This is a genomic window from Sphingomonas sp. BL-S-29, assembly GCF_055521495.1.
This window is the reverse complement of sequence record NZ_CM145482.1, coordinates 5,122,597-5,136,616: the sequence shown is the minus strand read 5'-3', so window position 1 is coordinate 5,136,616 and position 14,020 is coordinate 5,122,597. Positions and strand designations below refer to the sequence as shown.

The 14,020-nt window shown below is 66.8% G+C and carries 16 protein-coding genes; 4 read left to right on the top strand and 12 right to left on the bottom strand.

Going from position 1 to position 14,020, the window contains the following annotated elements; translation table 11 throughout:
• Positions 1 to 34: 34 nt before the first annotated feature.
• Positions 35 to 616, bottom strand: coding sequence for a thymidine kinase (locus ACZ1I2_RS24170; RefSeq protein WP_465171668.1), 582 nt, complete (start codon positions 614 to 616; stop codon positions 35 to 37).
• 23 nt (positions 617 to 639) lie between these two features.
• A complete protein-coding gene (locus ACZ1I2_RS24165) occupies positions 640 to 801 on the bottom strand; it encodes an AbrB/MazE/SpoVT family DNA-binding domain-containing protein (protein WP_465171669.1) in 162 nt (53 codons plus the stop codon).
• A 109-nt stretch (positions 802 to 910) separates the two neighbouring features.
• Between ACZ1I2_RS24165 and ACZ1I2_RS24160 the strand changes: the two genes are divergently transcribed.
• On the top strand, positions 911 to 1,405 hold the full coding sequence (locus ACZ1I2_RS24160) for a DUF7010 family protein (protein WP_465171670.1): 495 nt from the start codon (positions 911 to 913) through the stop codon (positions 1,403 to 1,405).
• Here the strand turns inward: ACZ1I2_RS24160 and rbfA are convergent, their stop codons facing one another.
• The 7 genes from rbfA to rimP form a co-directional block, all read right to left on the bottom strand.
• The gene (gene rbfA, locus ACZ1I2_RS24155) at positions 1,406 to 1,810 is read right to left on the bottom strand and encodes a 30S ribosome-binding factor RbfA (RefSeq protein WP_465171671.1); all 405 of its coding nucleotides are present in this window, start codon (positions 1,808 to 1,810) and stop codon (positions 1,406 to 1,408) included.
• On the bottom strand, positions 1,807 to 2,208 hold the full coding sequence (locus tag ACZ1I2_RS24150) for a hypothetical protein (RefSeq protein ID WP_465171672.1): 402 nt from the start codon (positions 2,206 to 2,208) through the stop codon (positions 1,807 to 1,809). Before ACZ1I2_RS24150 ends, rbfA begins: the two co-directional genes overlap by 4 nt.
• A gap of 1 nt (position 2,209) precedes the next feature.
• Positions 2,210 to 4,933: a translation initiation factor IF-2 gene (gene infB / locus ACZ1I2_RS24145; RefSeq protein ID WP_465171673.1), complete on the bottom strand. Its 2,724-nt coding sequence runs from the start codon at positions 4,931 to 4,933 to the stop codon at positions 2,210 to 2,212.
• Positions 4,934 to 4,949: 16 nt separating this feature from the next.
• Positions 4,950 to 5,660, bottom strand: coding sequence for a DUF448 domain-containing protein (locus ACZ1I2_RS24140; RefSeq protein WP_465171674.1), 711 nt, complete (start codon positions 5,658 to 5,660; stop codon positions 4,950 to 4,952).
• A gap of 195 nt (positions 5,661 to 5,855) precedes the next feature.
• Positions 5,856 to 6,083, bottom strand: coding sequence for a tautomerase family protein (locus tag ACZ1I2_RS24135; protein ID WP_465171675.1), 228 nt, complete (start codon positions 6,081 to 6,083; stop codon positions 5,856 to 5,858).
• A 6-nt stretch (positions 6,084 to 6,089) separates the two neighbouring features.
• Entirely contained in the window at positions 6,090 to 7,706 is a 1,617-nt protein-coding gene (gene nusA / locus ACZ1I2_RS24130; protein ID WP_465171676.1) for a transcription termination factor NusA, read from the bottom strand.
• On the bottom strand, positions 7,706 to 8,293 hold the full coding sequence (rimP, locus tag ACZ1I2_RS24125; RefSeq protein WP_465175553.1) for a ribosome maturation protein RimP: 588 nt from the start codon (positions 8,291 to 8,293) through the stop codon (positions 7,706 to 7,708). The genes nusA and rimP overlap by 1 nt, the downstream gene beginning before the upstream one ends.
• Before the next feature lie 250 nt (positions 8,294 to 8,543).
• Between rimP and ACZ1I2_RS24120 the strand changes: the two genes are divergently transcribed.
• Positions 8,544 to 9,692 carry a PQQ-dependent sugar dehydrogenase gene (locus ACZ1I2_RS24120; protein WP_465175554.1) on the top strand — a complete coding sequence of 383 codons (1,149 nt, stop codon included), beginning with the start codon at positions 8,544 to 8,546 and terminating at the stop codon, positions 9,690 to 9,692.
• A gap of 75 nt (positions 9,693 to 9,767) precedes the next feature.
• On the top strand, positions 9,768 to 10,901 hold the full coding sequence (locus ACZ1I2_RS24115; protein WP_465175555.1) for a PQQ-dependent sugar dehydrogenase: 1,134 nt from the start codon (positions 9,768 to 9,770) through the stop codon (positions 10,899 to 10,901).
• Between the two features lie 141 nt (positions 10,902 to 11,042).
• Here ACZ1I2_RS24115 and ACZ1I2_RS24110 read toward each other — a convergent pair whose 3' ends face one another.
• From ACZ1I2_RS24110 to ACZ1I2_RS24100, 3 genes are read right to left on the bottom strand one after another with little or no spacing between them, the layout of a single operon-like run.
• Positions 11,043 to 11,498: a hypothetical protein gene (locus ACZ1I2_RS24110; RefSeq protein ID WP_465171680.1), complete on the bottom strand. Its 456-nt coding sequence runs from the start codon at positions 11,496 to 11,498 to the stop codon at positions 11,043 to 11,045.
• Positions 11,495 to 11,872, bottom strand: a complete 378-nt coding sequence (locus ACZ1I2_RS24105; RefSeq protein WP_465171681.1) for a PaaI family thioesterase — start codon at positions 11,870 to 11,872, stop codon at positions 11,495 to 11,497. Before ACZ1I2_RS24105 ends, ACZ1I2_RS24110 begins: the two co-directional genes overlap by 4 nt.
• Positions 11,869 to 12,309, bottom strand: a complete 441-nt coding sequence (locus ACZ1I2_RS24100; RefSeq protein WP_465171682.1) for a PaaI family thioesterase — start codon at positions 12,307 to 12,309, stop codon at positions 11,869 to 11,871. Before ACZ1I2_RS24100 ends, ACZ1I2_RS24105 begins: the two co-directional genes overlap by 4 nt.
• A 128-nt stretch (positions 12,310 to 12,437) precedes the next feature.
• Here ACZ1I2_RS24100 and ACZ1I2_RS24095 point away from each other — a divergent pair, with 128 nt between their 5' ends.
• Positions 12,438 to 13,976, top strand: coding sequence for an acyl-CoA synthetase (locus ACZ1I2_RS24095; RefSeq protein ID WP_465171683.1), 1,539 nt, complete (start codon positions 12,438 to 12,440; stop codon positions 13,974 to 13,976).
• Positions 13,977 to 14,020: the final 44 nt, after the last annotated feature.

Genomic DNA, 14,020 nt, shown 5'->3' with positions numbered 1-14,020 from the left:
GATTCCTCGACTCGGGACCCGGAGTGGGCGTTGTTTACGCCAGTCCGGCTGTACGCTCGATGAAGTGTCGCCGGCACATCGCGACATAACGGTCATTGCCGCCGATCTCGGTCTGCGCGCCCTCGCGGATCGCATTCCCCTCCGCATCGACGCGCATGTTCATCGTTGCCTTGCGCCCGCAGGCGCAGACCGACTTTATCTCGATCAGCGAATCCGCGATCGCGAGCAGCCGCGCCGACCCTTCGAACAATTGCCCCTGGAAATCGGTGCGCAGGCCGTAAGCGAGCACCGGCACCCCGTGGAAATCGGCAAGACTGGCGAGCTGGTCGACCTGCGCCGCGGTGAGGAATTGTGCCTCGTCGACCAGCACGCAGGCGGGCGGCGCCTTGCCGTCACGCACCACGATCGCGGCGAGATCCGTGTCGCGGTCGAACGCGATCGCATCCGCCCCCAGCCCGATCCGCGAGGTGACCGTTCCCGCCGCGAACCGATCATCGATCGCCGCGGTGAACAGCAGGGTGCGCATGCCGCGCTCGCGATAGTTGAAATCGGCCTGGAGCAGAGTGGTCGATTTCCCGGCATTCATCGAGGCGTAGTAGAAATAGAGCTTCGCCATCTAGCAGGCCCACCGCAGGTCGGTCATGCACCGCTTCCCGAAAGCCCTGCGTGTCGCGCTTCGATCGAGCCGTCGGGGTGACGGATCCACATCACTTTCGTGCCGGCGGCCCAGCCAAGCTCCTCTCGATTGGTCTTGGGAATCGTGATTCTACCCCGAGAAGAGAGACGAATTTGGGCCTTCATGGATCAGAATATAGCGCCGGGCATGTAGACGGCAACGAATACCGTCGATCCCGATGGACGGTGCGGCACCGGATGCTAGACTGGCGCCCCTAATTCAGGAGCGTTTTCGATGCGCGGCGGTATCTGGGTTCTCACAATCTTTGCTGCGATCTGGTTCGTTGTGGGCGCGGCGGGAGAAGGCCTGCCCTGGGCGGCGCTGGTGATTCCCGCGGCGATTTCCGGCACGCTGCTCGTGTGGGGACGTCGCGCTGCCGGCGAGCCCGCCGCGCAGGGCGGCCATGTCGGGCGGCTCGTCGGGATCTGGAGCGCGGTTGAAGGCGTGGCGATCTTCGTTGCGGTCACCATTTGTCAGAATATCGGCGCGCGCGATGCTGTCGTGCCGGTGATCGCCATCATCGTCGGGCTGCATTTCCTGCCCCTGGCGCGCGGTATCCCGGTGCCTCTTTATTATGCGACCGGCGCCGCGCTGATCGTTCTCGGCCTGGGCGCGCTCGTGCTACCCGGGAATGAGCGCATGGGCGTGGTCGGCCTCTCGGCGGCCGCGATCCTGTGGCTCAGCTGTACGCTGCTGATCCGTCAGGCCAAAGACCGGCCGGCGATCTGATCAGGCCTCGCCCTCGTCCTGCTCGAGATCTCGGGCGACATGCGGGTCGCGCAGCAGCTTGTCGATATGGCTGCCCTCGTCGAAGCTTTCGTCGGCGATGAATTTCAGCTTGGCCGCGTAGCGCGTGTTCACCCGCGCCGCGACCTCGCGCTGGAGATAGGCGGTGTTGGTGCGCAGTGCCTTCAGCACCGCTTCCTCGTCCTTGCCGAGCAACGGCTTGATGAAGACGGTGGCGTGGCGCAGGTCGGGCGACATGCGGACCTCGGTGACGGTCACGACATGCTTCGCCAGGGTCTCGTCATGTACGTCGCCGCGCGCGAGGATATCGGCCAGCGTATGGCGCACCTGCTCGCCGACGCGGAGGAGGCGGACGGAGCGTGTCTCGGGGGTTTCGGCGGGTCTCATTTCATCACCATACATTCGGGGGGCAGCGCCAGCCCGATCAGGCTGAAATCGCGGTAGCTGATCTTGACCGGCTCACCGCCCCAGCGCGGTTTCCATTCCGGCTTGCGCAGTGTCGGCACGCCGGACAGATGGCTGATCGTCAGTGCGCGCGGCCCCGTCCAGCGCAGCACGACGCAATCGTGCTGAGGGCTCTGATACACCGCCTCGCGCGTGAACGGCCGGCCCGATTGCAGGAACACATAAGTGTCCTTCCGGTCGAGCACCGGCGCATCATATTCGGCGGTCGCGATATACTGGCCGTCGCGCGATATCGCGCGCTGCCATTCGATCGTCGGCTCGCCGCAGCCGGCCAGCGCGAGCCCGAGGGCCAGCGCCGTGCCGGTCTGCATCATTCGCATCTTACAGCGTCCGTTCGCGCAGCTCGACTTCATAGGTTTCGAGGAAGTCGCCGGGCTTGATGTCGGTGTGACTGGCGAAGGTCACGCCGCACTCCAGACCCGCACGAACTTCGGCCACGTCGTCCTTGAAGCGCCGCAGCGACGCGATCTCGCCATTGTAGATGATGACGTCGTCGCGCGTGATGCGGGCCTTGAGCGCCTTGCGGATATAGCCCTCGACCACCAGCAGACCGGCGGCGCGCCCATGCTTGCCCGCCGAGAAGACCTCGCGGATTTCGGCGCGGCCGACGACCGTTTCGAACGCCTCGGGGCCAAGCTCGCCCGCCATGCCGGCGCGGATGTCGTCGATCAGGTCGTAGATCACGTCATAATATTTCAACGCGACTTTCTGACGCTCGGCGATCTCGCGTGCCTTGGCATTGGCGCGGACGTTGAAGCCGATGATCGGCGCGCCCGATGCGCCCGCCAGGGTGACGTCGCTCTCGGTGATGCCGCCGACACCCGAGTGCAGCACACGCGCCTTGATGTCGTCCGTCGAGATCTTGTTGATCGAGCTGACGATCGCTTCGACCGAACCTTGCGTATCGGCCTTGACGACGAGCGGATATTCGATCGCCTGCTTGTCCTTCAGCGCGGAGAACATGCTCTCCAGGCTGGCGGGCGCGGAGGTCGTGCGCTTGCTGGTAATCACGCTCTGGCGATATTCCGCGACTTCGCGGGCACGCGCCTCGTTCTCGACCACCGTCAGCTGATCGCCCGCGCGCGGCACGCCGGACAGGCCGAGCACTTCGACCGGCATGGACGGGCCGGCTTCCTTGATCTGCTGGCCCTTGTCGTTGGTCATCGCGCGGACCTTGCCGCTCTCGGCGCCGACGACGAACACGTCGCCGACCTTGAGCGTGCCGCGGTTGACGAGGACGGTCGCGACCGGGCCGCGGCCCTTGTCGAGCTTCGCCTCGATCACGGTGCCCTCGGCATCGCGGTCCGGATTCGCCTTCAGCTCGAGCAGTTCGGCCTGGAGCTGGATCTTCTCGATCAGCTCGTCGAGACCGGTCTTCTTGAGCGCCGAGACTTCGACGTCCTGGACGTCGCCCGACATCTCCTCGACCACGACTTCATACTGCAGCAGTGCCTCGCGGACCTTTTGCGGATTGGCGTCGGGCTTGTCGACCTTGTTGATCGCCACGATCATCGGCACGCCGGCCGCCTTGGTGTGGTTGATCGCCTCGATCGTCTGGGGCTTCAGGCCGTCATCCGCCGCCACGACCAATACCACGATATCCGTGACGTTGGCGCCGCGTGCGCGCATTTCGGTGAACGCCTCATGGCCCGGCGTGTCGAGGAAGGTGATCTTCGACTTGTCCTTCAGGGTGACCTGATAGGCGCCGATATGCTGGGTGATGCCGCCGGCTTCGCCCTTCACCACGTCGGTGCCGCGGAGCGCGTCGAGCAGCGAGGTCTTGCCGTGATCGACATGGCCCATGATCGTCACGACCGGAGGGCGCGGCACGGCGGCGCCGTCCTCTTCCTCATGCGTGTCGTTCGCGAGATCGATGTCCGAATCGCTGACGCGCGTGATGTTGTGGCCGAATTCGGTCACCAGCAGCTCGGCGGTGTCCTGGTCGATCGTCGCGTTGATCGTGACGGGCATGCCCATCTTGAACAGCGCCTTGACCAGGTCGGCACCCTTTTCCGCCATGCGGTTGGCGAGTTCCTGGACGGTGATCGCCTCGGGAACGACGACGTCGCGGATCTGCTTGGCCTGCGCCTCGCGCGGGCCACCCATCCGGCGATGTTCCTTCTCGCGGGCGCGCTTGAGCGCCGCGAGCGAACGGGCACGCGCGCCGTCGCCGTCGCCCAGGGCGCGGTTGACGGTCAGCTTGCCGGCGGTGCGGCGGTCATCGCCCTTGCGGTCGCGCTGCTGCGGACGGCCAGGGCCGTCATTGCTCGGCGCGGCGCTGACCGGACCGGGGCGCTTTGGCGCGCCGGCAGGTGAGGCGGCTGGCGTTGCGGTCGTCGCGGCGGGTGCTGCCGCCACGGGAGCAGGCGCCGGGCGCGGACGCTCGGGGCGCGCAACCGGCGTGAAGCGGCGCGGCGCTGGCATACTCGGATCGAGCGAAACGGTGATTGGCTGCGGCGGCGCTGCGGGTGCAACGGGCGCGGGGGCCGGAGGCGCCGCGGCAGGTGCCGCTGCCGCTACGGGCGCTGCGGTCGCTTCGGGTGCCGCTGCTTCGACAGGGGCCGGTGCGGGCGCAGGGGCAGGCTGCTCGGGGGCGGCGGGCGAATCCGGAGCGTCGCCGGCGCGGCGATTTTCCTCGGCGCGGCGGCGCTCTTCCTCGGCTGCCTCGAGACGATCACGCTCTTCGCGGCGGCGGGTTTCCTCGAGCGCGTTCATCCGCGCCTCGTCGGCCTCGCGGAGCAGCTTGGTCTGCAACTCCTGGCGCGACAGCAGCGAATTGGCGGGCGAGACGGGCGCCGGACGTGGCGGCTCGGGCGCGCGCACCGGGGCGGCGGCGACGGGCGCTGGCGCCGGTGCTTCCTCGACCACGGGCGCTTCCGGCTCGCCGGGGCGCCGCAGGACACGCCGGCTCTTCACTTCCACGACCACGGTGTTGGAACGGCCATGGCTGAAGCTCTGCTTCACCTTGCCCGTCTCGACCGTGCGCTTCAGCCCCAGCGGCGCGCGCATGCCCAGTTTCGGCTTTTCGTTGTCGGTATCGCTCACTCAAATTCCTCGTAGATCAATCTTCGGCCGTATCGGACGCGCCACCATCCGTCGGCTGTGTTTCAAACGGCGTTGCGCCCTGCGAGACCGTTTCGCAAGGCGCTGTACTCGGGTCAGGGCCGATAAAATGCAGCCAGCGATGGAGCGCTTCGCCCACCCGCTTCGCCGCATCGGGATCAGTCAGGCCGACATGTACCACATTCTGCCGTCCTAGTGCCACGGCCAATATGGTGCGTGATACCGGCAGCGCCAACCCCCTGAGCCCGCTGCCTTCCTCGTCCTTTCCGACGCGCCAGGCCTGGTCGAGCTTGCGGTTGCCGTCCTCGCCCGCATCGGCGGCGTGGAGCAGCAGGTGAAGCTTGCCGGAACGGGCGGCGGTCTCGATCCTTTCGGTGCCGATCAGCAGCCCGCCGGAGCGGGATTCGAGGCCGAGCCGGTCGAGCGCAGCGCGTTCGAGCGCGGCCTCGATCAGCGCGGGCAGGTCGTCGGGGATGAGCACCGGGCCGGTCTTGAACGCGCGGGCGAGGGCGCCCTTGAGCTTGCCCTTGGTCATCGCGGTTTCGAGCTCGGCCCTGGTCACGCCGATCCACGCCCCGCGGCCAGGAGCCTTGGCGCGGACATCGGGCAGGACATGGCCGTCGGGCGACAGCGCGAGGCGCACCAGCGCGGCGCGCGGGGCGCGGTCGCCGATCAGGATGCAGCGGCGGATGGGGTCAGCGGCAGTCATTGTTCTTCGCCCCTCCCTGCAAGGGAGGGGACGGGGGTGGGTGCGCGCGTCTGCGCGCCCAAAAGAATCTTCAGCGCTCGCGGCGAAGCACCGCGCCGGGCATCGAGCCCGGCGCGGTGCTCACCCACCCCTTGCCCCTCCCTTGAAAGGGAGGAGTAGGAAAGGGAGCCAGTACCTGTCTGAAGCCCTAGCGCGTCATTGTGAGGGAACCGCATGCGCGTCCTCCCTCTTCGGCGCATCGCGGTCGGCCAGAAGCAGACCGCCAGCGCCGTAATTCTCCGTGGAGATTTCCTCGATCACGATTTGCACCGCGCCCGCGGGCTTGCCGAGACGGTCGACCAGCGAACGCGTCACGTCAGCGACGATCCCCGCTTTCTGGTCGTGCGTCGCGGTGCCCGCGATCCGGATGCTGACGAACGGCATCTGCGCTTACGCTTCCTCGTCCGTGGTCGCGGGTTCGGCGGCGGGTGCCTCCTCATCCTCGAACCAGTGCGCGCGGGCAGCCATGATGATCTCGTTGCCCTGCTCTTCGCTCAGACCATATTCGCCGAGCACGCCACCCTTGTCCTCGGGGCGCTTGGGGGCGTCCTCGTTGCGGCGGCGCGGTTCCTGGCGCTTCTTCTGCACCAGCTCGTCGGTCGCGAGATCGGCGAGATCGTCGAGCGTCTTGATGCCCGCCTTGCCGAGCGTCACCAGCATCGCCTCGGTGATGTACGGCATCGCGGCGAGATCGTCCGACACGCCAAGCTCGCGGCGAAGCGTACGGTTGGCTTCCTCGCGGCGCTCGAGCGCCTCGGTCGCGCGGCTCTGCAACTCGGCGGCGAGATCCTCGTCGAAACCCTCAATCGAGGCGATTTCGTCGGCCTCGACATAAGCGACTTCTTCCAGCGCGCCGAAGCCTTCGGCGACCAGCAGCTGGGCCAGCGTCTCGTCGACGTCGAGCTCGGTCTGGAACATCTCGGTGCGCTCGAGGAATTCCTTCTGGCGCTTCTCGGACGCGTCGGCCTCGGTCAGGATGTCGATCGCCTTGCCGGTCAGCTGGCTGGCGAGGCGGACATTCTGGCCGCGGCGGCCGATGGCGAGCGACAGCTGATCGTCGGGCACGACGACTTCGATGCGGTCCTCTTCCTCGTCGATCACGACACGGCTGACCGAGGCCGGTTGCAGCGCGTTGACGACGAAGGTCGCGGTGTCGGGCGACCAGGGGATGATGTCGATCTTCTCGCCCTGCATTTCCTGCACGACGGCCTGCACGCGGCTGCCCTTCATGCCGACGCACGCACCGACCGGATCGATCGAGCTGTCATGGCTGATCACGCCGATCTTGGCGCGGCTGCCCGGGTCGCGGGCGGCAGCCTTGATCTCGATGATGCCGTCGTAGATTTCGGGGACTTCCTGCGCGAACAGCTTCTTCATGAAGTCGGGGTGCGCGCGGCTGAGGAAGATCTGCGGCCCGCGATTCTCGCGGCGCACGTTGAGGATCAGCGCACGGATGCGGTCGTTGACGCGCACGATCTCGCGTGGAATCTGCGCGTCGCGGCGGATGACGCCTTCCGCGCGGCCCAGATCGACCACGACGTGACCGAACTCGACGCGCTTCACCACGCCAGTGATGATCTCGCCCATGCGGTCCTTGAATTCTTCATATTGCCGCTCGCGCTCGGCATCGCGAACCTTCTGGAAGATCACCTGCTTCGCTGCCTGTGCGGCGATGCGGCCGAACTCGATCGGGGGCAGCGGATCGACGATATAGTCGCCGACGACAGCGCCAGCCTGGAGCTTCTGGGCTTCTTTCAGGTTCACCTGCTTGAAATAATCGTCGACCGCTTCGACCACTTCGACGACGCGCCACAGGCGCAGATCGCCCGAGGTCGGATCGAGCTTCGCGCGAATGTCGTTCTCGGCGCCGTAGCGGGCACGGGCGGCGCGCTGGATAGCGTCCTCCATCGCCTCGATCACGATGCCCTTGTCGATCATCTTCTCGGCGGCGACGGCATTCGCGATCGCGATCAGCTCGGCCTTGTTGGCGGAAACGGCGGTGGCCATCAGTCTTGCCCTTCGTTCATGATATCATCCGGGTTGCTTTCGGCGCCTTCCGGCGTCTCTTCTAGGTCTTCGAATTCTTCTTCCTCGACACCGTCCAGCGACAGCGGGCGGGTGGAGGCGATCAGCGCGTCGGTCAGCAGCAGCTTGGCGTTCGCGACCTGATCGAAGCCGATCGTCATCGGCTCATGCTTGTTCACGTCGATGGTGATGCGCCCGTCCTCGACGCCCTTCAAGAAGCCGGTGAGCTGTTTGCGGCCATCGACCGGCGCGGTGAGATGGATGCGCGCCTCATGACCCGCCCAATCCTGGAAATCGGCGAGCCGAGTCAGCGGACGGTCGATCCCCGGCGAGCTGACCTCGAGACGGTACGCCTCCTGGATCGGGTCCTTCTCGTCGAACAGGTCGGAGATGCGACGCGACAGTTCCGCGCAATCGTCGATCGTCAGCTGGCGGGTGTCGGGCCGCTCGGCCATCACCTGCAGGGTCAGGTCGTCCCGGTTGCCGAACATTTTCACGCGCACGAGATCGAATCCCAGGGCGTTCGCCTCGGGCTCGATCAGTTGTGCCAGCTTCGTGGTGTCCGTCATCAGGTTCGAAACATGCCTTCTCGTCGCCGGGACCGTGTGGCCCCGACCTCTTCACCAACAACGATGTAGAGAATGTGAGGGCGATATACGGCGGGATGGCCCGCGCGGCAAGGCCCCCCGCAACGAGGCGAAAGTGACAGCCCGACTGCCTTGATCCTGCGATATGATCCTATAGGCTATACGGCAACTCGCCGCTCGCGGACGTGCGCGACTCGCCCGCGACTGGTTCAAGAACCGAGAGGCTGCCTGCATGACGCGATTCTCCTCCTATGCAATCCTGGCGCTCTCCGCGGTCATCGCCACCGCATGCTCAGCGTCGACCGCGCCGGCGCAGGATGCAGCGGCGGCCGCTAAGCCCTTCACCGAAACCGTGATGGCGGATTTCGAGTCGCCCTGGGCGATGACCTTCCTGCCCGACGGCCGGCTGCTGGTCACCGAAAAGGCCGGCAAGCTGCTGATCGTCTCCGCCGATGCGAAGCAGGTCGCGACGCTTGCGACGATCCCCGGCGTCGACAGCGCCGGCCAGGGCGGCCTGATGGACGTGGTGCTCTCGCCCGGCTTCGCGAAGGATCGCCTGGTCTATTTCAGCTATTCGGAGGCACGTGACGGCGGCAAGGCAGTGGCGCTCGCGCGCGGGCGGCTCGACGAAAAGGGCGCGGCACCGGCATTGGCCGATGTCTCGGTCATTTTCCGCGCCGGCCACGCGGTTGAAGGCAATGGCCATTATTCGGGCCGCATCGCCTTCTCGCCCGACGGCCAACACCTGTTCTTCACCAATGGCGAGCGCCAGAAGTTCGATCCGGCGCAGGATCTGAGCATGACGCTCGGCAAGGTGCTGCGCCTCACCCCGGACGGCAAGCCGGCGCCCGGCAATCCCTTCGCCGGGCAGGCCGGCGCACAACCGGAAATCTGGTCCTATGGTCACCGCAACCTGCTCGGCATTGCGTTCGACGCGCAGGGCAATCTGTGGGAGCAGGAGATGGGGCCGAAGGGCGGCGACGAGGTCAACCTCATCCAGCCTGGCAGGAATTACGGCTATCCCAAGGCGTCGAACGGCAGCCACTATGACGATCGCGACATCCCCGATCATGCGACGGGCGATGGCTTCGAGGCGCCAAAGGTCTGGTGGAACCCGTCGATCTCGCCCGGCGGCATGATGATCTATTCGGGCGACATGTTCCCGGCCTGGAAGGGCGACGCGTTCATCGGCGGACTTTCCAGCCAGTCGCTGCTGCGCATCGACTTGGACGGCACCAGCGCGAAGAAGGGTGATCAATGGCCGATGGGCAATCGCATCCGCGAGGCGGAACAGGGCCCGGACGGGGCGATCTGGCTAATCGAGGATGGCACACGCGGCGCCGCCGGGCGGCTGATCAGGCTTACGCCGGCCAAGGCCTGACAATAGTATAACGGAATGCAGCGATCCGCCCATCGGATCGTTGCGCCGACACCTCCCGATGAAAGTTCGCCCGGCATGACTCGATTCTCCTTGTACGCCTTGCCTCTTCTCGCCCTGGCCGGCGCCACTACCGCCAGCGTTGCGCAGGACGCCCCTGCCGTCTTCAAGGTGCCGGACGGTCTGCCCTTCGCGGTGAGCGAACAGGGCAAGTTCGACACCCCCTTCGCGCTCGCCTTCCTGCCCGATGGCCGAATCCTCGTCACCGAGAAGCCCGGCAAGCTGAAGCTTCGGGCGACCGATGGTGGGGTGAAGGAGGTGGCCGGCGTACCGGCCGTGGCGCCGGGCGGGCAGGGCGGCATGCTCGACGTCGCGCTCGCGCCCGATTTCGCGAAGAGCCGCACGATCTACCTGTCCTATTCGGAGCCGCGCCCGAACGGCCGGAGCCTGGCGCTCGCCCGCGCGACCCTGAAGGACGGTGCCGCACCGAGCCTCCAGGGGCTGCAGGTGATCTTCCGCGCCGGGTCCGACGGCACGGGCGAGCAGTTCGGCGGCAACATCGCCTTCTCGCCCGACCACCGGCTGCTCTATCTCTCGACCGGCGAGCGTCAGCGCTTCACGCCGTCGCAGGACCCCGACCAGGCGATCGGCAAGATCCTGCGCCTGACGCTCGACGGCAAGCCGGCGCCGGGCAATCCCAGCTATGCGGCCGGCGGCGCGCGCGCGGAAACCTGGTCGATCGGCCATCGCAATCCTTATGGCCTCTCCTTCGACAGGGACGGCCGGCTCTGGGAGATCGAGATGGGGCCGAAGGGCGGCGACGAAGTCAATCTGATCCAGCCCGGCAAGAATTACGGCTGGCCCAAGGCGTCGAACGGCAGCAATTACGACGACACGCCGATCCCCGATCACGCGCCGGGCGACGGGTTCGAGCCGCCCAAAATCTGGTGGAATCCCTCGATCTCGCCGGGCGGGCTGATGATCTATTCGGGCAAGATGTTTCCGGCCTGGCAGGGTTCGGCCTTCATCGCCGCGCTGTCCGGCCAGGCGCTGATCCGCGTCTCGCTGGAGGGCGACAAGGCGGCCAAGGCCGATCAGTGGAACATGGGCATGCGCATCCGCGATGTCGCGCAGGCGCCCGATGGGGCGATCTGGCTGTTGCAGGACGGCCGCGGCAGCGGCGGGCATCTGATGCGGCTGACGCCGCGCTGAAGCAGGCGGACCCCCATTTAGTGCTGAGCTTGTCGAAGCACTGTTCTTCCATTCGCCGGTTGGACGAGGAAGAACAGCCTTGCGACAGGCTCAAGGCGAACGGTGGAGAGGGGTACCTTCAAACATCGGTCGTCGGCCGATCTAGCCCCGCAACCGCGCGAGATGCGCGTCCGCCTCCGCGACGCCCGGATTGCCCGGCGTCCCGGTCATTTCCTCGAATAGCGCGTCGAGCTCCTTGTAGCGCGCCCGGGCCTGGATCCAGAAGATCCAGGCGGTGTCGCTGTCCTGGATCGCCTCGGCCTGGAGCGCCGCGCTGCGCAGCGCATTGGCGACGTCGAGCGGTGGGACGTCGGCCGCGGCTCGGTAGAGCGCGAGCATTTCGGTGATCGCGGCGCCGGCTTCCTCGCCGCGCCCGGCTTCGATCAGGATGTCGGCGACATGGCGGACGGCATGAGCCAATGTGGCGACGTCGCCGACATCGCGCCACAGCACCACCGCGCGGCGCTGGCGGCTCAAGGCCTCATGATGATCGCCGGCATCGCGCAGGCGTTGCGCCTCGCGGGCATAGGTCTCGGCCTGTGCCCGCGCGTCGCTCATGGCCGCGCGATCAGATAGTTGAGCCGCGCCGCCGCGATCGGCCTGGTGCGATCGTCCTGCCAGGCGGTCGCCTCGACATTGGCGACACGCGTACCCAGCCGGGTCACCACGCCCTGCGCCCGGGTCGGCTTGTCGCGCCCGCCGCGCATGAAATCGACCGTGACGTTGATCGGCTTGATCCGGCCGCCGCCTTCCTCGGCAAGCGCCTGCTGCACCGCGACGATCGCCGCCATCTCCATCAGCCCGCTGATCGCGCCGCCGTGCAGGAAACCGGGACGCCCCAGCACCCCGTCCTCGAACGGCATGATCAAGATGCTATCGTCATCGGGATCGATGCTCAGCCCGAGCAGGTCGGCATAGGGGGGCAAGGTCACAAATAGCCCTCCGGCGCCATGAACGTACCCGCGACATGCGCCAGCGGATCGTCGGGATCGCCATCATGCGCCTGGCCGCGCACGAACGCGATCGAGCGGGTGATGCGATAGCATTCGCCGTGCCCGATCACCGTCCTGCCCGGCGTTGCCGGCCGGAGATAATCGACGCGCAGGTCCAAGGTCGCGTGCGGCCGGAACGCGTTGAGCTTCAGCCACACCGCCATGCTGGTCGCCATGTCCATCATCGACAGGATCGGGCCGGAGGCGATCACCCCGGTTTCGGATTCGCCGATCTGCTCCTCGCTATAGGGGAGTGCGAGCTCGACCCAATCCGCACCATGCGCATGATAGTCGAGGCCCAGCCGCCTGCCATGGCCTCCGGCGCCGTTGCGCAGGAAGCGTTCGGGGTCGAAACGAAAGGCGTCGATTATCGTCATCCGACAATCCCTACCGCAGTGCAGCGTGAACCGCAAAGCCGTCCGCACGATCGACTTATTTGGGCGATTGCAGGGGTGGCCGGCGCCGTATAGCTTCGGTTGCAAAGAACAACGGATAGGAGAGGCGGATGCACCCCAGCATCCATGGCGCGGAGACGCCGGACAAGCCTGCGCTGATTGTGGCGGAGACCGGCGAGACGGTGAGCTTCGGCGAGCTCGACCGGCGATCGAACCGCGCGGCGCACCTGTTCCGCTCTGTCGGGCTGGCCGTCGGCGATACGGTTGCGCTGTTCCTGGAGAATGTGCCGGAATTCTACGATGTCGCCTGGGGGGCACAGCGCAGCGGGCTGTTCTATGTCTGCATCTCGACCAAGCTGACCGCGCCCGAAGTCGCCTATATCGTCCGCGACAGCGGCGCGAAGCTGGTCGTCGCCTCGGCCGGGCTTGACGTCGCCGGGCCGCTCGCCGCGGAACTGGCCGGGGTCGCGCGCTATACGATCGGTGGCGCGGTACCGGGCTGGTCGCGCTGGGAGGACGCGGTCGCGGCGATGCCGGACTCGCCGATCGCCGACGAACGCGCCGGGATCGACATGCTTTATTCCTCCGGCACGACCGGCCGGCCCAAGGGCGTTCGTGTCGCGCTACCCGAGGATCCGGCGATCGCCGCGCCGAACGTGCTGATGATGCTCGCGCGCGGGCTCTATGGGCTCGGGCCGGATACGATCTATCTCAGCCCGGCACCGCTCTATCATGCGGCGCCCTTGCGCTGGTCGATGACGGTGCTGCGGCTCGGTGGCACCGTGGTGATGATGCAGCATTTCTCGCCGCTGACCGCGCTCGCCGCGATCGAGACCTATGGCGCGACGGCCAGCCAATGGGTCCCGACGCATTTCGTGCGCATGCTGAAGCTGAGCGAGGAGGATCGCAGCCGCTTCGACCTGTCGAGCCTGAAGGTGGCGATCCACGCCGCTGCGCCCTGCCCGATCCCGATCAAGGAAGCGATGATCGCCTGGTGGGGGCCGGTGCTCTACGAATATTATGCCGGATCGGAAGGGAACGGCCTGACCACGATCAACTCGGAGGAGTGGCTGGCGCACAAGGGGTCGGTCGGCAAGGCGGCATACGGCGTGCTGCACATCTGCAACGAAGCGGGGGAGGCGCTCGGGCCGGACGAGGAGGGGCTGGTCTATTTCGAGGGCGGGGGCCAGTTCGAATATCACAATGATCCGGACAAGACCGCCGAGGCGCGCAACGCGCGGGGCTGGACCACGCTCGGCGATATCGGGCGGATCGACGCGGAGGGCTATCTCTACCTGACCGACCGCAAGAGCTTCATGATCATCTCGGGCGGGGTGAACATCTATCCGCAGGAGATCGAGAACCGGCTGATCACTCATCCCAGGGTTGCGGACGTCGCCGTGATCGGCGGGCCGTGCCCGGAAATGGGGGAGCGGGTGGTGGCAGTGGTCCAGCCAGTCGACATGGCGGAGGCCGGCCCGGCACTGGCGGAGGAGCTGACGGCATGGTGCCGCGCCGAGCTTTCGGGGGTGAAGACGCCGCGCCAGATCGATTTCACCGGGGAACTGCCGCGCCACGCGACGGGCAAGCTCTACAAACGCCTGCTGCGCGATCGCTATTGGGGTGTCGGCGGGGGCCGGATTGTTTAGGTTTCCGCCAGCCGTTCGCTTCGAGCGAAGTCGGGACGCCTTTC